The organism is Clostridium sp. Marseille-Q5894 (assembly GCF_946902305.1).
Classification (GTDB): domain Bacteria; phylum Bacillota_I; class Bacilli_A; order Erysipelotrichales; family Coprobacillaceae; genus Thomasclavelia.
Genome location: NZ_CAMPPT010000002.1, coordinates 110,222 through 129,208 on the forward strand (window position 1 = coordinate 110,222; position 18,987 = coordinate 129,208).

Genomic DNA, 18,987 nt, shown 5'->3' on the forward strand with positions numbered 1-18,987 from the left:
GTGGAGGATAATAAATGATAGAATTATATGGACACAGTGGAAGTGTTAATCATGGGTGTGAGGCTATAGTAAGAGGAACTGCGAAAGTATTAGGGAATATAGATGTTTTATGGACGAGTAATATTGAAAGTGATCAAAAATATGGATTAAATGAAATTGTTAATTTAAAAAAACAAGTAAAAATTATAAATAAAAATAGTATACTGAGGTATTATTTAGCAATTAAAATGCGATTATTAAATAATCAATGGCACTATTATAAAGAAATGTATAAACCACTTTTAAATAATTTAAGTACAGACTCAATTTATTTATCTATTGGTGGTGATCATTATTGCTATGGTCCTGTTTCAAATCAAATATATGGAAAGCTTAATTCTGAAATTAGAAAACAAAACAATCAAACAATATTATGGGGATGTTCAATTGAACCCAAAGATTTAAATGAATCAACAATAGAAGATTTAGCATCATATAAATATGTTGTTACACGAGAATCTTTATCATATGATGCATTAAAAAATAAGGGATTAAAGAATATAAAATTAATACCTGATGTTGCATTTCAACTAGACTCAATACTTCTAGAATTACCTGAAAATTTTAAAGAGGGGGACACTGTAGGAATAAATCTTAGTCCATTAGTTGGAAAATATAGTAATAAAGATTTAATAATGGAAAATTATAAGAAAGTTATAACATATATTTTAGATGAAACAACTATGTCAATTGCCCTAATTCCTCATGTGGTTGAAAAAGGTAATGATGATAGAGAAATATTGAGTGAAATTAAAAAATATTTTAATTATGATGACAGAGTTATTATGATCAGAGATCATAAAGCTGAAGAATTAAAAGGATATATATCTAGATGTAGATTTTTTATAGGAGCAAGAACACATTCAACAATTGCTGCCTATTCAAGTTGTGTTCCGACATTAGTCGTTGGTTATTCAATAAAAGCAAATGGTTTAGCAAAAGATATCTTCGGAACAATAGATAATTTTGTGTGTCCCGTTCAAACATTAGATAATGAGGAAGACATATTAAATAAATTTATATATATTTTAAAAAATGAAAATAAGATAAAAAGACACTTAGAAAATATGATGCCAGGTTATAAAAAGAGAGTATTTGAATTGAGGAATTTGGTTTAATGTCTGAAAAAAGAATTTTTTATTTAGATTATGTAAAAGCTTTTGCAATATTTTTAGTAGTTTTTGGTCATTCTGGTGGAGTAAGTGGAAAATTGCATAGTATAATTTATTCGTTTCATTTACCATTATTTTTTTTTGTAAGTGGTATGTTATTTAATAAGGAAAAATATGTATTTAATTTGAGTGAATTTTTTAGAAATAGAACTAAGTCATTAATTATACCTTATTTAAAGTATAGTATATATATTTTATTATTTTATATACTTATATATCAAAATACAGTTGATAAATCTTTAATACTAAAAAATTTTATTGGTATTTTTATGTGTTTGAGATATACTGATTATTCAGGCTTTTTATGGTTTATAATTGGATTATTTAATATACAAATAATAATGATATTACTATATCGCATTCTAAAAGATGATTATAAAGTATTATTTTTATCACTAATATTATCTTTAATTACAGTGTGGATTATAGATGATACAAAGATAGCATTACCGCTATATTTAGATTTATCAATTGTAAATTTATTTTATTTTTGTTTAGGTAATTATTTAAAAGATAATTTATTAATTAGTAAATTAAATTCATGGATTTTATTTTTAATTTTTGTAGTATCAATTAATTTAAATTTAACGTTTTTTACATCTTCGATTGATATATATTGGAACATGTTTGGAAATAATATTTTGTTTTTAATTTCGGGTGTTTCAGCTACTATATTTATTATCAAAATATTTAGTAAATTTAATTGTTATAAAAATATTCCGTTGCTTTTTATTGGTCAGAATACAAATATCATATATTGTCTTCATCAAATAATTATTTTGCCTATTGCAAAATATATATGTAGTATTCTATTTTTAGATAAGATATTTGTAAATATACATGTCATGTTTTATATAACTGTTTCTGTTAGTTGTATTATAATAATTACTATTTATGCTTATATAAAGAAAAGAATTAGCACTAAAAATAATAGATGTCTAATATTTATAAGTAATCTGATGTAGGAGTGTAGATTTGATATGAAGAATCAATTAAAAGTAGGAGTAATACTTTCATATGTTACTATGATAGTTCAAAATATAATTGCTATTGTTTATACACCTATAATGCTTCGTTTATTAGGACAAAGCGAATATGGTTTATATCAATTAGTATATTCAGTTGTAAGTTACTTGGGTTTATTGAATTTTGGATTTGGTAGTGCTTATGTCAGATTTTATTCTAGATTTAAAGTAAAAAATGATAAACAGGGAATTGCTGGATTGAATAGTATGTTTATGGTCGTATTTGTTATTATTGGAATAATTGCTTTATTATCAGGTGGTATTCTAGTTGGTAATATTGAAAATATATTTGGTAATAGTTTAACTGATGCTGAACTTTCTACAGCTCGAATATTAATGGTATTGATGGTAATTAATCTAGCTATATCTTTCCCATCAAGTGTATTTGATTCTTATGTTACTGCTCATGAATGTTATTTTTTTCAAAGAGTTATTTCTTTATTGCAAACCATTTTAAATCCATTTTTAACCTTACCGTTGCTATTAATGGGATATAAATCAGTTAGTTTAGTGGTTGTGACAACTATTTTAACATTTGCAAAATTTATTATTAATTATTGGTATTGTACAAAGAAAATAAATATGGAATTTAATTTTAATAAAATGAATTTTGTTTTATTAAAGGAAATTGGAGTATTCTCCTTTTTTATTTTTATTAATATGATTGTTGATCAAATAAATTGGAGTGTAGATAAGTTTATTTTAGGTATATTTGGTGGTACTGCTGCTGTTGCTGTATATTCTATTGGAGGACAAATCAATACGATGTATATGAATCTTTCAACATCAATATCATCAGTATTTATACCTAGGGTAAATAAAATAGTTGCTGAAGATGAAAATAATAATAGTGCTTTAACAGAAATCTTTACCAAGGTAGGAAGATTTCAATTCATGATTTTAGCCTTAGTAGTAGGAGGTTTTTTTATTTTAGGCAAATATTTCATTCAAATATGGGCTGGTAATAACTATAATAATGCATATTTTGTGGCTTTATTATTAATTATTCCAGTAACAGTACCGTTAATTCAAAATATAGGAATAGAAATTCAAAGAGCTAAAAATATGCATAAATTTAGGTCGATTGTATATTTTGTAATAGCTATTGGTAATGTGCTCATAAGTATACCGCTATCAAAAAATTACGGTGAAATTGGAGCAGCTTTTGGCACAATGATAACAATGGTCATTGGTAATGTATTTTTGATGAATTGGTATTACCAGGTACGAATTAAGTTAGATATGAAATATTTTTGGAAAAATATTTTTATGTTAATGCCGGCTGTAATTTTAAGTTCCTTACTGGGATTCTTTTTTGCAAAAATATTACTTGTTAATTCGATTATTAAGTTTATTATCATTGGGATTATTTATGTTATTAGCTATGCTTTTTTTATGTATTTTATTGGTATGAATTCATATGAAAAAAATCTTATTATAGAACCATTGAAAAAGATTTTAAAAAGGGGATAATATGATAGAAATAAAAGATAAATCAAAATGCTCAGGATGTCATTCATGTATGAATATCTGTCCTAAAAACTGTATTAAAATGAAAGTAGATGAAGAAGGTTTTTGGTATCCACAAGTCGATAAAGAAAAATGTATTGAATGTGGAATATGTAAAAAAAGATGTCCCATCTTAAATGATATGAGTATTGAAAATAATCCTAAAGCATATGCCTGTTATAATTTAGATGAAGAAATAAGAAAAGAAAGTTCATCAGGTGGAATATTTACATTATTGGCATCTTATATTATTGATAATGGCGGAATTGTCTATGGAGCTGCATTTAATCAAAACTTTGAAGTAGAACATATAAAAGTAACTGATAAGCAGGATTTAAGTAAATTACAAGGCTCTAAATATGTTCAAAGCAAATTAGGAAGTACATATTCAAAAATCAAAGTATATCTTGAACAAGGCAAATTAGTTTATTTTAGTGGTACACCATGTCAAATAGATGGATTATTATGTTTTTTAAATAAAAAATATAATAATCTGATTTGTCAGGATATTGTATGTCATGGAGTACCATCACCTAAGGTTTGGAAACATTATTTGAAACAATTTAACTTAGAAAAAAATGCAAAAATATTGTTTAGAGATAAAAGTACAGGGTGGGATAGTTATAGTTTTACTATTGAACAAAAAAATAAATTTACACAGTTGTCTAGTAATAATGAATTTATGAAAGTGTTTATAAAAGACCTTTGTTTAAGACCATCATGTTATGATTGTCAAAGTAAATCATTACATCGTAATAGTGATATTACACTAGCTGATTTTTGGGGAATTAAAGAAATATGTCCAGATATGTATGATGACAAGGGAACATCCCTTGTTTTTGTTAACAGTAAAAAAGGACAAGAAATATTTAATGAAATTATTTCAGACATTAAATATCAAGAAGTAGATATCAATGAAGCATCAAAATATAATCCATCGTCATTTAAGTCAGTTATAATACCAGATAAAAGGCAAGAATACTTTGAAGGAGTATTTAATAGTGATTTTAATAAATTCTCTAAAAAATATACTAAGTTATCATTTATATTAAGAGTTAAGATATTAATTTATAATTTATTAAGGAGATAGAGAGGATTTAATTAATGATAGAGGAAACTATGTTTAGTGTATGATAACATATAATCACAAAAAATATGTTAAAAAATTTTTTGGAAGTTTATTAACAAAAAATAAAATTTAGATTTTTAATTTTATACATAATTATGCATTATTGATCTCAGGAGATACCAACAGCTGTTTAAGCGCTATTAGTGCTAAACGGTTGCATATACCAATCTTCCATATGGAAGCTGGAAACAGATGTAAGGATGAATGCTTGCCAGAAGAAACAAACAGACGAATTGTTGATATCATTTCAGATGTCAATCTAGCATATAGTGAACACGCAAGAAAATATTTACATGAATGCGGTTTACCAAAAGAGAGAGTATATGTAACGGGATCACCAATGGCAGAAGTATTAGCCAATAATTTAGAGGAAATAAAAGCTTCAAACATTTTAGATAAATTAAATCTAAAAGCTAAGGGGTATATCTTATTAAGTGCGCATCGGGAAGAAAATATTGATACTGAAAAGAATTTCCTATCACTGTTCAATGCAATCAATAAAATGGCTGAAAAATATGACATGCCAATACTATATTCATGTCATCCGCGAAGTAAGAAAAGATTACAGGAAAGTGGATTTAAATTAGATGCAAGAGTAATCCAGCATGAACCATTAGGATTCCATGATTATAATCATTTACAGATGAATGCCTTTGCGGTAGTAAGTGACAGTGGAACGTTACCAGAAGAAAGTTCATACTTTACAAGTATAGATAATCCCTTTCCAGCAGTATGTATTAGAACAAGTACGGAAAGACCAGAAGCATTAGATAAAGCATGTTTTGTCTTAGCAGGAATAGATGAAAGATCATTATTACAGGCAGTAGAAACAGCAGTAACAATGAATTTGGAAGGAGATTATGGAATACCAGTACCAGATTATATAGAAGGAAATGTAAGTACAAAGGTAGTAAAACTAATTCAGTCGTATACTGGGGTAGTAAACAAGATGGTATGGAGAAAATATTAATGGTTAAATAAAAGATATTAAAATGAAAGTGAGAGTAAAAATGGATAAAGAAAATAATGTATATAAAGATAGTAATTTAGAAATAAGAGATAATATTTTAAAATTTAATGATCATGTTATTCAGTTATCTAATATATCTAGTGTTTCTGTTTCTCCAATGGAAAAACAGAAAATACCAAATGAACTATATATGGGAGTTTTAATAGGTTTGGTTTGTCTTGCATTTATGCCGCCATTAGGTTTAATAATTGTTGGAGCTGCATTATTTATGATTTTTAAAATTATTTCTAATAATAATTCTTTAGGATTTTATTTGAAGATAGAATTAAATTCTGGCGCAAATATATATTTTAATGCTGATGATAAAAACTTCTTAGTTAAAATTGTAGGTGTTATGGAGAATTGTTTTAACGATAAGAATCCAAGTGTTTTTATTGATATGAAAAATAGTAATATTCAATATGGTGATAATAATACAGTGGTGAAATAATATGGAATTTAACTTTAAGGGTAAGCTGGAAAATAGTAATATTCAATGTGGTAATAACAATATTTTTCAACAAGAAATAAATATTACTGAAAATATTAATTGGGATATTCTTAATCAAGAATATCCTAAGATAACTGGTATTGAAAAAAATATAAAATTGAAAGAAGCTGTTCAAAATAAATCAGTTTCATCTTTTAAAAATCTATTAAAAAAACATATAAGTAATTATAGTATTAATGTATTAAGCGATTTATCATCTGCAGCTGTTATTGAAATATTAAAAATGTTTCTTTGAGATTTATTAAACTAGTAAATTAACTAGGTTGTTTTTTATTAGATAAATGTAAGCGTTTTAATAGGAGGGATATTTATATGGATAGCTTCATTAGTAAAATAACTTTATATGATATTATTTCGACGACATTACCAGGGTTAATTGTTGTTTTAGGTATAATATCTATCATCCCAAATGAATTTAGTTATCTTTATGAATATATAAATAATGCATGGTTTATATTTGGTTTATTTTATGTTGTAAGTTATTGTACTGGATGGATATTATCACAACTAACAAAATATATTTTCAAATTATTTTTTGAGAAAAACAATTGTATATATATTGTCGCTATTTTTAATTGTGTTGTTAGTTTAATTGGTCTAATATGTTTATTCTGTAACTTTATTGAAGTAGATAGATTTGTTAAATGTGCATTATTATATGTTTTATTTATATATACTATTCCTTTGATTAATTATCATAGCTCTAAGAAAAGAGAAGATAATAAATTAAGTGAAAAACGATTTTTAATAAAAAATTGTTATAAATATATAGTTGAATTTTATGATGATTTTGATGAATTTTTTGAATTGGAAAATCAAAGTGAAGAAAAAATAGAAAAAGCAATAAAGCAGATGTCAACAAGCTGTTATATGTTGATCCAGACAAATCCCAAATATAATCGATTACATAATTATAATTCATCAAAATCATTTTCTAAGAATTTATCAGGAACGTGTCTTTTTTTAACAATAATTTTATCATATCATTTTATTTTAAATAATAGTACTAAGTATGATTACTTATATATAATTTTAATAACCATAACTTTCATATCATTTATAGTCTTGTATTTTCGCTATAAATCATTTGAAAACAAAACTAATATTTTAACTGCAACATATTTTATTGATTTAATGAAAAATAAAAATGGTTAGGAGAGGGAAAATGAAAATTCAAAATAAAAATGTTCACCATGGAGCTAGATTTATTGATGCAAAATCAATTTCACAACTTATTCCTGGAATTGATAATATTGGAAATGATATTAGACAATTTAGAAGTGTTGCTTATAATCATAATAAAAAATTAAAATCAGATAAACGTTCTAGTGAACTAAATAATTTAGCGCCTGAAAGATTTAATAATACTATATCTATTATTGGGCAAAGAGGTGATGGTAAAACTTCAGCTATGATGACTTTTATTGAAGAAATAAAAAAAGGCACATATTTTAGAAACGATAATGATGATAAAAAAGATAACTTTAATAGATGTGATATTGTTACTAGAATAATAGATCCTGATGAAATTGGAGAAAGTTCGGATTTTTTAGGATGGGTTATGGCATGTATTAGTGAATATTTGGATACCTATTCAAACAGTAATATAAGTGAAGATAAATATTATCAAGAATGTATTCATTTGCAAGGAATGCATCAAATGACTTCTGATCTTAATACTAAGTTAAATAATATACATAAATTGTATACATCATCAAAAAAGGAATATAGCGATTTAATTTATTCTAAAAGTAATTCATTAAATGAATACAGTGATAAATTTAAAACAATGCTCACTAATGATTATCAGTTCAGCCAAAATTTTCGTAATCTAATTACTGAAATCATTAACTTTAAAAGAGAAGAAAATGGTAGATTAGGCTATGAAGAAATTGAAGCAGAACCATTAATTTATTTTTTCTTTGATGATGTTGATACATCTTCAAAATATTGTCCAGAAATATTGATCAATATATTAACATTTTTGTGTCATCCTAATATTGTAGTTTGTGTAAGTGGTGATTATGAAATTTTTGAAAGAAGTGTAACTAGCTATTTATTGGATACTGATATACGCTTACAAAAAGATTATAAAAAAGAATTAGAATTAGCACAGGGAAGAAGTGAATTCTTTTTAAAAAAAGCATTGCCGTCTTCATATCGATATAGAATTGTAAATTATACAAATGAAATTTTATTCAATATGAGTTATAGTTGTAAAACATCTACTAATCCTAAAGAATTAGAACAATTCAATATTTTACAATTAATCAGCTTTGTTTTTGGATTAGGATTTATAGATGATGAAAAAAAACAAATGGGTGGATATTTAAAATCGTTTATTATCCCTAAAGTTGATGATGATGAGTTTTCTTTTTCTGATAATAATGCTAGTATTAGTGATTATTATATTTGTGATAGTGAAATAAAAACTAACTATGTTTATGCATATTTATCAGTTTTTGGTAAGAATGTTAGAAGTTTTGTGAATGTATATAATTATCTTTATAGCGAAGCAATTAGTGTTTGCCAAAATCAAAATAAAAAGAGTGGTGAAAAACAAACAATTAGTGAATATTGGAATACTGATAGATTTAGCGAATTTATTAATATTATTATTGAATCAAAATTCACATATTTAAAATATCGAAGTGATATAAATAAATTTTTATCAATTAAGTATGATAAAATCGATAATTCCAATGATAGTGAAAATAATGTTCGTAACCTAAGAATTGATTGTGAAGAATTAGAAATATTAGTTAATAAAATTCTTGGTGGAGAAAAGAAAACTGTATTAAATGACAAACAAGGAGAAATCAATTCTTTGATTATGCTGGCAATATTTATTAATGAGGTTTTTTATCATATTCATCGTAAAAATTATCAGCATCGCTATAATCGAATTGTTTATAAGCTAAAAAATATTTTATGCAAAGTACTTATCAATGCTCAAAATAAAAATATTCAATTACTTCCTACGACATTAGATTTGCGAAGAACATTGTGTATATATTATCGAATCATTTCAAGAATGGGAATTGAGACCCTTAATAAGATAGTATATCCTGATTTTAATAATATGGATAGTGTATCTAGAATAACTACAAAAAAATATTTTGTTCAATTATATTATGCTGTTATATTATTAGTTACTGCTGGTGAAAAGAAACAAAGTTTATTAAAAGATATCAGGGTTAATGAATCAATTGATATAGGAACAGATGACTTAACAAATTATGTAAAAGTTAATGAATTATATGACTTATATGAAAAAAGTACTTATCAAGAATCGATTTTATGTATAAAAAATAATCAAACAATTGAAATAAAAAGAAATGATTTTGAAAAAATAATTATTCAATATTTAAACAAGGTTTTTGATATTTATCGCGATATTAACTGGTTCAATGATAAAGTTATTTATGTTGAAAATATGTATCCTTCTATTGAATCAATTATGTCAAATATTGAGAAAAAATATTTAGACGATTATTTGAAAGATATTGGTAGATTTGCAATTGATCATATAATCAATATTAAAAAAACTATATATAGATTAAAAGATAATGGAAATATTTTTTCTGATTTGATTACTCTATTAGAGGAAAAAATAGAATATAATTGTATTTTATTAAATAGTTCTAAAAAGGTAGCGTTAATCAAAAAAAAAATTGAATACGAAAAATTAAAAGCTCTTTTTTTAGATGGGTTTATGGGTAAACGCAGTGACATTGATAATGAGGTTGATAGTTATTATCAATTATTAATGAAATTTAAACGAAGATTTGAAATAAAACTAAAGTCATATTTAAATGCAGTAACAACTGGAAATAAAATGGGTATCAATTATAAATCAAAAGATCTAAAAAATATAATTGAAAGAGATATTGAAATATATTATTTATTAGTCTTTATCATAGAATATGTAGTTTCTTATGATATGATTGATACTATGTTTTTTTCAAATTTAAAAGAGGGAATGGTTATAGATGAATAATGAGACTTATTTACGGATGTTGATTTTATTATTGCCGTTTCTGGATTTTAATTTTTTTAATAAAACAGATTTTAGTTACAAAGAATTAGAAGAAACTATTTTGTTATCAATAAAATATCATGGACAGTTTAATGATATTGATGAAATAAAAAAATATTATCCAATATTATTATTATAACGAGAAATATAGTGTTTATGATTTGATTAGTATATTAGTTGATTTATCAGATTCATTATTAACATATCATCATAATCATATTATGGTTGATATCTTTCATAAAAATAAGGAATTAAATGATATTTTATCACCTTTTCATAATAAAATTATTCCTTTTATTGAAATTAATAGACTTATATCAGATAATTTGTTAACTGTAATATATAATTACGAGAATAATTATAGATTAGAATATATTTTAAGAAACGATTTAATAAAGCCTATTTCCGTTGTTAATTTTCAATTAGAAACAGTATTAAATAAAGGTATCGCCGAAACTCATACACATCTTTTTGGTAGTACACCATATGAAGTGCAATGGTCTTGGATTATGGATAAATTATATGATGAAAATTGTCTTGTTGTTAAAGATCTACTTAATGGAATTGATGAAAATAAGGGGATAAAATTTCATAAAAACTATTTGCAGATAAATGCTAATTTAGGAAAAATGATTTTATATACGTCAATTATTAGAATATTGATGATAGAATTTATTGCCAGTACAAAAGGTAGAATAGATACCTTTTTTGATAGATATTTAAATGCTGTTTATAAGATAAAAAAGTTAAATAATGAGGAATGTAATTATTTAGTAAAGGTAATTAGATGTTTTCTTGAAAGTAAATTTTATGGAGAAAACAATTTTGTTTTACATTATGGAGTTCTTAATAAAATAATAAGTAATAATACTGATTATTTTAGATTATGTTTAAATAATGCATTATCTTTAGATGATTTAAGGGCTCTAGAAGAGAAACAAGAGACTAATAGCAATAGGGATTACAATCGTTTAGAGTTTTTATTTTTATATTTATGTTATGAAAGATATAAAGATAATCTTGAAGATGAAATGTTTGCAAAGTTTTTTTTGCAGTATATCAGGTATAAAAATATATTACATTCGCTAATAAATCAATCATCGGATATTAAAGGATTTTTTGAGTTTCAAATGTATTTTAAAAGTCAGCATTCAATGATTGATAGTAATTCAGTAATGTTTACACCAATTTTTCAAACTTATGCGTATGATAAAGTTAAATATTTAGAAATTCGTATCGGTCATGTTCAGGCTAACCAAAAAAATGAATTGGTACCTATTAATAAAGTTATTAATAGTATGGAAAAAACATTTAAGAAATTTATAGACACTTATATAAATTTCTTAGAAAATTCGTCTACAATGGTGCATGCAGGATTAATAATGCATTTCAATAAAAAAGTAGATTATTCTAATAGTGACTTAGATGACGTAAAGGCAGCAAATAAAAAATGCTGGTATGACTATGTTTTAACAAAAGATGAAAAATTATTACGATATAAGTTATACCGAGAAGAATGTTTTTTAAATTTAGCTGTATTCTATAATCTGCGCAGCAAATATAAGAATGCGGATAAATATCTTTTAGCAATTGATGCTGCCAGTAATGAATTAAATATGGAACCATGGGTTTTAGCACCTGTTTTTAGAAGTGTAAAAGATCGTTATATCGATACTTTAAAAGAAAAAATGAATTATTATGATTTAGAATATAATCGTTCAATGCCTTTAAATATTACTTATCATGTAGGAGAAGTTTTTAATAGTATTGTTAGTGGATTAAGACATGTTGATGAAGTAGTAGAGTTTTATGGTTTTCAAAACGGAGAAAGATTAGGGCATGCGTCTATTCTGGGAATAGATACGGATCAATATTCTAAAGTTAAAAAAATAATTTCTTTACCAGTTATTGAATTACTCGATAATTGGTTATGGTTATATCATATTAAATCTGAAAAAAATCTTTTTAATGAAATATCACCAACATATATTGAAGAAAAAATATGGAAGATAGTTCATTATATTTATGAAGATAATAGTCATCATATACCTGGTGAAATTAATATTCATAAGTTATATGATGCTTATAAATTACAGTTTGAAGAATATGATTTTGATCAAAAATTTTATGAGGAGTGTAATTTTGGACAAAAGAACTATCCATGCTATTTTGCAAAAGAAGAAAATGACTGGAGTTCAAGAATGCTTTTCTATTCACGACATTGTATATGTTATTTAAAAAAAATGAATAGCATTATTCAAGTTGAAATTGATGATGATATTAAAAGAATGATATATCGTGAGGCCCAAAAATATTTGTTAAAGAAGATTGCAAACAGAGGAATAGTAGTTGAAACAAACCCAATTTCAAATTATCTTATTGGAAATTTTAATTCGATATTTAATCATCCTATAGTAAATATAAATGATACTTATAAAGACAGCGGTGTTTCAAATCATATTATTTCTACTATTAATACTGATAATCCAGGAATATTTTCTACTACATTAAGTAATCAATTTGGCTATATCGAACAATTATTGTTAGATAGTGGTTATAGTAAAGAGCAGGTATTAAAGTGGATTGATTTAATTCGTGAAAATGGGATAAATTCCTCGTTTATTTATAATAAAGGTTATACAAAAGAACAAGTCCTTAATGAATTAAAGGATATTCAAAAGCAATTGTAGAATATATGTTACTAATATACAATAAATTACCGATACATATCATGAAGAAGTATATAATAATGAAGGATAAAATATTGTATTGTAATAATAGACCAATTTGGGTATTATATACTTGATAGGAAGTGATAAAGATGATGATGGAAATGGTATTAAGTGAGCAAAAGGCTAAAGAAAATAATATTGATATTGATGAATGTTACGAAAAAGTAGATCGTGTTTTTGAAAAACGTGGGATCAAAAAAATATCTAAAGGAGTATATCGAGGAGTCAAAAGTGACTTTGATATATTTATGGCAGTTCAATGGCATTTACCAGAAATGCCATGGTTTTTAAAGATAGTAGATAAATGGTATTTTCGTTATGAAGGCGATACGATAGAATATCGAGAAGATGCATTAGAATCATATTATCGAGTAGAAGAAAGATATGCCAACTATCCATGGTAGAAAAGCAGTAAACTTTGATTTAAATGATATTCTTTTAATTAAAAAATTATTTATGAAATAAAAAGAAAAAACATTTTTGTTGGAGTATATAATAATAGAAGAATATTATTCAGTGGAATTACTATATGTATCATAATTTCAATAAAAGGATGTGATTTATATGATGATGGAAGTATTTTTAAGTGAAGAAAAATCAAAAAAGCATGGATATGATATCCAAAAATATTATAATATATTAGATAATTATTTTATTAGTAATGGGGTAAAAAAGTTATCACAAGGTATCTATAAAGGAACAGATAATCATTTTGATACTTTTATGACTGCTCAATGGGATTTACCTAAAACATCATGGTTTTTAAAAATAGTTGATAAGTGGTATTGTCGGTATGAAGGTGATACGATAGAATATCGGGAAGATGTATTAGAAATTTATTATCGCGTAAAAGCTAGAAATGCAAACTTTTTCAAAGACCAAAAAAGCTATTAACTTTGATTTAAACGATAATCTTCTAAAAAGATATTATCCTTCTAAAAATTACAAGAAAGGTTGGAGAGATATTAAAAGATACTTAGAAAATAATAATTTTATTCATCGTCAATATTCTGGATATGTTTCTAAAGAAGCTATAACAATGGCTGAAGTAGGAATTATAATTGATGAAATGTCATATCAGATAAAATGGCTTAAAAAGTGTATTAAAGAATTTGATGTTACAATTATAGGTAATGAATATAGTTTTATTCAAAGGATTAATAATACATCAATAAATAAATTTGAGAATATTAACTAAATCATATAATAATAGGTATTACTTTATATATTATAATTTCAATAAAAGGATGTGATTTATATGATGATGGAAGTATTTTTAAGTGAAGAAAAAGCAAAAAAATATGGGTATAACGTTGTTAAATATTATGAAATGATGGATCAATATTTTACTGGTCATGGTGTTAAAAAATAGCACAGGGTGTATATAAAGGTGAAAATAATAATGATGTTTTTACCACGATTATGTCAGCTCAATGGGACTTACCAAAGACAGACTGGTTTTTAAAAATAGTTGATAAATGGTATTGTCGATATGAAGATGATACGATCGAATATCGAGAAGATGCATTAGAATCTTATAATGAAGTTAAAAACCATAATGAAAGACTAAGTAAAAAGCAGAAAAGCTATTAATTTTGATTTAAGTGATCATCTTTTTAAACTCTATTATCCTTCATATAATTATAAGAATAGTTGAAAAGATATTCAAAAATATTTGGAAGAACAAGATTTTATTCATCAACAGTATTCAGAATATGTTTTTAAAAATTTTATATCTATGACAAAGTTAGGGCATATTCTTGATAATATGTTACAATAATATGGCTGGTTAAAAAAATGTGTAATGGAAATGGAAGTAAATGATACTAAGTTGATGTATTAAATACCAAAACGAGTAAATTAAAACTAATGAAAAAACTGATATCTGATTCAAAATCATTAGGTTATTTAAAGTAGATAGGAAGAATGATAGCTACTTTAATAATTCAAACTTAGAAATTCGGATTATTATTAAAAAATATACTAACAAAAAGAGTCATCATTTATTGATGGCTCAATTTTATGTTTAATATAGTTTTCATAATAATGATTTAGCTTACTACGTAAATATGGTTTTGTAATGAAATATTCAATATATTTAAAACAAGTTTTTCAAATATTAAAAATAAGAAGTTTCTACAAAAAAATTGTTAAAATATAATTGGAATTTGTATTCTAATTATTGATATAGAATTAATTCTGTATTAAGATATGTATCAAAATAAAGGGTTGGTAGTGATGAAAACATTATTTAATTTACAACATAAAATTCAAGGCTGGTGTGATGCTCCGTTAACTAAATTAGGAATTGAACAGGCAAAAATCACTGGAAAATATTTTAAAGAACAAAATATTATTTTTAATCATTCTTACTCCTCCACTTTTAAAGGAGCTTGTGATACGCTAGATATTGATCATAAGAAGTTTTATACTCGAATTAAAGAATTAAAAGAATTGAATTTTAGAGTTTTTGAAGCAAAAGATGATTTTTTTAAACAATTAAGTGGTGAAAGTGAATTGAAACTTCGTGAACGTATGTTCAAGACTTTAACAGAAATAATGGATAAAGAAAATCATGAAACTGTTTTAGCGGTATCTTATGGGGAATCTAAACAATGTTCTAAAGTAAAAAGGATTGAGAAATTTTATAATTGCTGTATTTTGAAATTGGAATATGAAAATGCAATTTTTAATTTTAGTAAAATTAATGAACAGGAGATAAGATGTTTAGTTTTCAAGTAGATTTAACTAAAGATAAAATATTAAAAGCTATATTAATATTTGCGATTCCAATTTTTATTTCAAATATTTTTCAACAATTTTATAATACAGTAGATACAATGATCGTTGGTAATTATTTAGGTGATAGTTCTTTAGCTGCAATTGGAGCTTGCAATGCTGTGTACGAATTACTTGTTGGATTTGCTTTGGGAGTAGGAAATGGATTTAGTATCGTAGTAGCTCGTAGTTATGGAGCTGGTGATAAATCGTTATTAAAACGCTCAGTTGCTGGAGCAATAGTAATTGGGATTGCTTTGACTTTGTTAATTGTTTTAATATGTCAATTTGGCTTATATCCATTATTAGAATTATTAGATACTCCTAAAAATATTATTGATGAATCATATTCCTATATATCAATAATTACTATTTTTGTAGGCGTGATGTTTGCTTACAATTTATGTGCTGGATTACTTCGAGCAATTGGTAATAGTTTTATGCCATTAGTTTTCTTGATTATTTCTTCACTAATTAATATTTTTCTGGACATTGCCTTTATTACTCAGTTTAAAACAGGAATTCAAGGAGCAGCAATAGCAACTGTTATTGCTCAAGGAATTTCTGCTGTTCTTTGTATCATTTATATGTTGAAAAAGACAGCTATTTTGATTCCTAAAAAAGAACATTTCAAACTTGATAAAAAATTATATCAGGAGTTAGCTGGACAAGGTTTTTCAATGGGATTTATGATGGCAATTGTTTCTTCAGGAACAGTAATTTTACAAAAAGCAATTAATGGTTTTGGTTATTTAACGATTGCTGGTCATACTACAGCTAGAAAAATCAATTCTTTTTGTATGATGCCATCATCAACTATTGCTTCTTCGTTAGCTACCTTTGTTTCTCAAAATAGAGGTGCAAATAATCGTAAACGAATCATTGAGGGTGTTAAAGCAGGGTATAAGATGGTCGTTATTTGGGGTGTGATTGCAACAATTTTACTGTTTTTTACGGCTCGACCTTTAGTTTCTTTATTATCAGGTTCATCTCAAGCAGTTGTTATAGATAATGGTTCTAAATATTTAATATTAAATGCACCATTTTATGCTGTTTTAGGAATTCTATTGATTTTACGTAATTCTTTACAAGGTTTAGGTAAGAAGATTATACCTCTTATTTCTAGTGTTATAGAATTTATTGGTAAAATAATTTTTGTTTGGTTCTTTATACCAAAGTTAGAATATTTTGGGGTTATAATTTGTGAACCAGTTATTTGGTGTTTGATGTGTAGTCAATTGTTATATTCGTTTTATCATAATTCATATATTAAGGGTAAATCTAATTAGGTTTATCCTTTTCTTATTTTGTAAATTAATTAATTGGTAAAAAGATTATGATAAGATAAGAGCGGAGGTAAGATGATGAAACGTAAATTTTTCTTTTTTGATATCGATGGAACATTAGCAGTAGGAGTTCCTGGTAAACAATATATACCAGAGTCTACTAAGTTAGCTATTTCTAAACTTAAAGAAGCAGGGCATTTTGTTGCTATTGCAACGGGTCGTAGTTATGCAATGGCAGTAGAACATATGAGACAGTTAGGATTTGAAAATATGGTTAGTGATGGTGGTAATGGAATTACGATTGATAATCAATTAATTAAAATTAAGCCCTTAGATTATGATAAATGCGTAGCATTAATAGATGAATGTATTGAAAAAAATTATATTTGGGCCATTTCCCCTGATAATACTAAAAGGCGATTAGCTCCAGATAATCGTTTTTATGATTTTACTCATGATATCTATATGGATACAGTTGTTCAAGAAAATCTAAATCCTTTAGATTTTAAAGAAATATATAAAGTATATGTAGCTTGTTATGCTCCAGAAGAGGAAAAATTAGAAACTTTAAAACAATTACCATGGTGTCGTTTCCATAAAGAATATCTTTTTGTTGAACCTGGTGATAAATCAGTAGGAATTAAAATGATGGTCGATCATTTTAATGGTGATTATCAAGATGTTGTTGTTTTTGGTGACGAAAAAAATGATTTAAGCATGTTTAAAGATGAGTGGACAAGTATTGCTATGGGCAATGCAATTGATACATTAAAACAAAAGGCAACTTATGTTACTGATGATTGTGATAAAGATGGTATCTATAATGCCTGTAAACACTTTGGGTGGATCGATTAATGTCAGTCAGCCGTTTATTTGAGACAGTTTATTATTTAATTGAACATAAACAGACAACAGCTAAAGAATTAGCGGAGCATTTTGAAGTGTCAATTCGTACTATTTATCGTGATCTAGATCGTTTGCTAGCGGCAGGTTTTCCTATCAATACATTTCCTGGGAGTAATGGTGGGATAGCACTTGATGAAAAGTTTATTATTGAAAAAAATTTTTTTGATTTTCAAGAGCAGGAACAGATCTTAGCAGCAATTCAAACAATTGAAAATTTACAGGGAAATAATCAAAATGCCTTAATTACCAAATTAACAGCTTTATTTAATACTCAGCATCGTGATTGGATTGAAGTTGATTTTAGTACTTGGCATCAGGACAATAAACTCAATGATAAATTTAATTTATTAAAAGAAGCTATTTTTAATAATCAAGTTGTTGAATTTAAGTATATTGATTCTTATGGTAAAAAGTCTAAACGACATGTATTACCTAATAAGTTGTTTTTTAAAAGTAATACCTGGTATATCCAAGGATATTGTTTAGATAAAGAAGATTATCGTGTATTTAGACTAAGTAGAATTAATGATTTAATTTTAACTAATAAAAAAATTAATGATATTAATAATATCCCACATAAAATTATTAATTATCATGATGATTCACCAGTAATCAAAGTTAAATTGAAATTTGATAAGAGTCTAGGAAGTGTTGTTTATGATGAATTTAGTAATTCTTTGATTACATTAGATGATTTAGGTAATTATATTGTGGAGACAACTGTATCTAATAATTTTTGGTTATTAAGTTTTATTCTTTCGTTTGGTAGTCAAATTGAAATAATCGAGCCAGTCGAAATAAAAGAAAAGTTATTAAAAGAAGTAGAATTGATCATGAAGAAATATAGATAAT

General features: G+C 25.3%; 18 protein-coding genes and 1 pseudogene. All 19 read left to right on the plus strand.

The features are described from left to right. Positions 1–14 precede the first annotated feature (14 nt). The 19 genes and pseudogenes from OC535_RS03235 to OC535_RS03325 all read left to right on the plus strand — a co-directional run bounded on the left by OC535_RS03235 (position 15) and on the right by OC535_RS03325 (position 18,986). Complete coding sequence (locus OC535_RS03235) at positions 15–1,157, plus strand: polysaccharide pyruvyl transferase family protein (protein WP_498823129.1); 1,143 nt, start codon at positions 15–17, stop codon at positions 1,155–1,157. After that, positions 1,157–2,176 (plus strand): acyltransferase family protein, encoded by a 1,020-nt coding sequence (locus OC535_RS03240; protein ID WP_498823130.1) that lies wholly within the window; start codon positions 1,157–1,159, stop codon positions 2,174–2,176. Before OC535_RS03235 ends, OC535_RS03240 begins: the two co-directional genes overlap by 1 nt. Before the next feature lie 15 nt (positions 2,177–2,191). Further along, the gene (locus OC535_RS03245) at positions 2,192–3,709 is read left to right on the plus strand and encodes a lipopolysaccharide biosynthesis protein (protein WP_498823131.1); all 1,518 of its coding nucleotides are present in this window, start codon (positions 2,192–2,194) and stop codon (positions 3,707–3,709) included. A gap of 1 nt (position 3,710) precedes the next feature. Further along, positions 3,711–4,835: a Coenzyme F420 hydrogenase/dehydrogenase, beta subunit C-terminal domain gene (locus tag OC535_RS03250; RefSeq protein ID WP_498823132.1), complete on the plus strand. Its 1,125-nt coding sequence runs from the start codon at positions 3,711–3,713 to the stop codon at positions 4,833–4,835. Positions 4,836–4,971: 136 nt separating this feature from the next. Beyond that, positions 4,972–5,844, plus strand: a pseudogene (locus OC535_RS03255) (UDP-N-acetyl glucosamine 2-epimerase); the annotation flags it as partial. A gap of 40 nt (positions 5,845–5,884) precedes the next feature. Beyond that, positions 5,885–6,334 carry a hypothetical protein gene (locus OC535_RS03260; protein WP_498823133.1) on the plus strand — a complete coding sequence of 150 codons (450 nt, stop codon included), beginning with the start codon at positions 5,885–5,887 and terminating at the stop codon, positions 6,332–6,334. 1 nt (position 6,335) lies between these two features. Then, positions 6,336–6,629 carry a hypothetical protein gene (locus OC535_RS03265; RefSeq protein WP_498823134.1) on the plus strand — a complete coding sequence of 98 codons (294 nt, stop codon included), beginning with the start codon at positions 6,336–6,338 and terminating at the stop codon, positions 6,627–6,629. Positions 6,630–6,706: 77 nt separating this feature from the next. Then, the gene (locus OC535_RS03270) at positions 6,707–7,549 is read left to right on the plus strand and encodes a hypothetical protein (protein WP_498823135.1); all 843 of its coding nucleotides are present in this window, start codon (positions 6,707–6,709) and stop codon (positions 7,547–7,549) included. Between the two features lie 10 nt (positions 7,550–7,559). After that, positions 7,560–10,394, plus strand: coding sequence for a hypothetical protein (locus OC535_RS03275; protein WP_498823136.1), 2,835 nt, complete (start codon positions 7,560–7,562; stop codon positions 10,392–10,394). Beyond that, positions 10,387–10,572, plus strand: coding sequence for a hypothetical protein (locus OC535_RS03280; RefSeq protein ID WP_498823137.1), 186 nt, complete (start codon positions 10,387–10,389; stop codon positions 10,570–10,572). The genes OC535_RS03275 and OC535_RS03280 overlap by 8 nt, the downstream gene beginning before the upstream one ends. 22 nt (positions 10,573–10,594) lie before the next feature. Beyond that, on the plus strand, positions 10,595–13,123 hold the full coding sequence (locus tag OC535_RS03285) for a hypothetical protein (protein ID WP_498823138.1): 2,529 nt from the start codon (positions 10,595–10,597) through the stop codon (positions 13,121–13,123). A gap of 131 nt (positions 13,124–13,254) precedes the next feature. Next, a complete protein-coding gene (locus OC535_RS03290) occupies positions 13,255–13,569 on the plus strand; it encodes a hypothetical protein (RefSeq protein WP_498823139.1) in 315 nt (104 codons plus the stop codon). 160 nt (positions 13,570–13,729) lie between these two features. Further along, positions 13,730–14,059, plus strand: coding sequence for a hypothetical protein (locus OC535_RS03295; protein WP_498823140.1), 330 nt, complete (start codon positions 13,730–13,732; stop codon positions 14,057–14,059). Then, positions 14,025–14,363, plus strand: a complete 339-nt coding sequence (vapD, locus tag OC535_RS03300; protein WP_498823141.1) for a VapD family protein — start codon at positions 14,025–14,027, stop codon at positions 14,361–14,363. The genes OC535_RS03295 and vapD overlap by 35 nt, the downstream gene beginning before the upstream one ends. 224 nt (positions 14,364–14,587) lie before the next feature. Then, a complete protein-coding gene (locus tag OC535_RS03305) occupies positions 14,588–14,758 on the plus strand; it encodes a hypothetical protein (protein WP_498823142.1) in 171 nt (56 codons plus the stop codon). A 645-nt stretch (positions 14,759–15,403) separates the two neighbouring features. Then, positions 15,404–15,907, plus strand: a complete 504-nt coding sequence (locus OC535_RS03310) for a phosphoglycerate mutase family protein (RefSeq protein WP_498823143.1) — start codon at positions 15,404–15,406, stop codon at positions 15,905–15,907. Beyond that, complete coding sequence (locus tag OC535_RS03315) at positions 15,889–17,232, plus strand: MATE family efflux transporter (protein ID WP_498823144.1); 1,344 nt, start codon at positions 15,889–15,891, stop codon at positions 17,230–17,232. Before OC535_RS03310 ends, OC535_RS03315 begins: the two co-directional genes overlap by 19 nt. A gap of 75 nt (positions 17,233–17,307) precedes the next feature. Next, on the plus strand, positions 17,308–18,084 hold the full coding sequence (locus OC535_RS03320) for an HAD-IIB family hydrolase (protein ID WP_498823145.1): 777 nt from the start codon (positions 17,308–17,310) through the stop codon (positions 18,082–18,084). After that, positions 18,084–18,986 (plus strand): helix-turn-helix transcriptional regulator, encoded by a 903-nt coding sequence (locus OC535_RS03325; protein ID WP_498823146.1) that lies wholly within the window; start codon positions 18,084–18,086, stop codon positions 18,984–18,986. Before OC535_RS03320 ends, OC535_RS03325 begins: the two co-directional genes overlap by 1 nt. Position 18,987 lies beyond the last annotated feature (1 nt).

What these genes read in the sequence shown, in the direction of transcription:
- OC535_RS03235 (WP_498823129.1), top strand. Translation starts at nt 15, where the DNA reads ATGATAGAATTATATGGACACAGTGGAAGTGTTAATCATGGGTGTGAG.
- OC535_RS03240 (WP_498823130.1), top strand. Translation starts at nt 1,157, where the DNA reads ATGTCTGAAAAAAGAATTTTTTATTTAGATTATGTAAAAGCTTTTGCA.
- OC535_RS03245 (WP_498823131.1), top strand. Translation starts at nt 2,192, where the DNA reads ATGAAGAATCAATTAAAAGTAGGAGTAATACTTTCATATGTTACTATG.
- OC535_RS03250 (WP_498823132.1), top strand. Translation starts at nt 3,711, where the DNA reads ATGATAGAAATAAAAGATAAATCAAAATGCTCAGGATGTCATTCATGT.
- OC535_RS03260 (WP_498823133.1), top strand. Translation starts at nt 5,885, where the DNA reads ATGGATAAAGAAAATAATGTATATAAAGATAGTAATTTAGAAATAAGA.
- OC535_RS03265 (WP_498823134.1), top strand. Translation starts at nt 6,336, where the DNA reads ATGGAATTTAACTTTAAGGGTAAGCTGGAAAATAGTAATATTCAATGT.
- OC535_RS03270 (WP_498823135.1), top strand. Translation starts at nt 6,707, where the DNA reads ATGGATAGCTTCATTAGTAAAATAACTTTATATGATATTATTTCGACG.
- OC535_RS03275 (WP_498823136.1), top strand. Translation starts at nt 7,560, where the DNA reads ATGAAAATTCAAAATAAAAATGTTCACCATGGAGCTAGATTTATTGAT.
- OC535_RS03280 (WP_498823137.1), top strand. Translation starts at nt 10,387, where the DNA reads ATGAATAATGAGACTTATTTACGGATGTTGATTTTATTATTGCCGTTT.
- OC535_RS03290 (WP_498823139.1), top strand. Translation starts at nt 13,255, where the DNA reads ATGATGATGGAAATGGTATTAAGTGAGCAAAAGGCTAAAGAAAATAAT.
- OC535_RS03295 (WP_498823140.1), top strand. Translation starts at nt 13,730, where the DNA reads ATGATGATGGAAGTATTTTTAAGTGAAGAAAAATCAAAAAAGCATGGA.
- vapD (WP_498823141.1), top strand. Translation starts at nt 14,025, where the DNA reads ATGCAAACTTTTTCAAAGACCAAAAAAGCTATTAACTTTGATTTAAAC.
- OC535_RS03305 (WP_498823142.1), top strand. Translation starts at nt 14,588, where the DNA reads ATGTCAGCTCAATGGGACTTACCAAAGACAGACTGGTTTTTAAAAATA.
- OC535_RS03310 (WP_498823143.1), top strand. Translation starts at nt 15,404, where the DNA reads ATGAAAACATTATTTAATTTACAACATAAAATTCAAGGCTGGTGTGAT.
- OC535_RS03315 (WP_498823144.1), top strand. Translation starts at nt 15,889, where the DNA reads ATGTTTAGTTTTCAAGTAGATTTAACTAAAGATAAAATATTAAAAGCT.
- OC535_RS03320 (WP_498823145.1), top strand. Translation starts at nt 17,308, where the DNA reads ATGAAACGTAAATTTTTCTTTTTTGATATCGATGGAACATTAGCAGTA.
- OC535_RS03325 (WP_498823146.1), top strand. Translation starts at nt 18,084, where the DNA reads ATGTCAGTCAGCCGTTTATTTGAGACAGTTTATTATTTAATTGAACAT.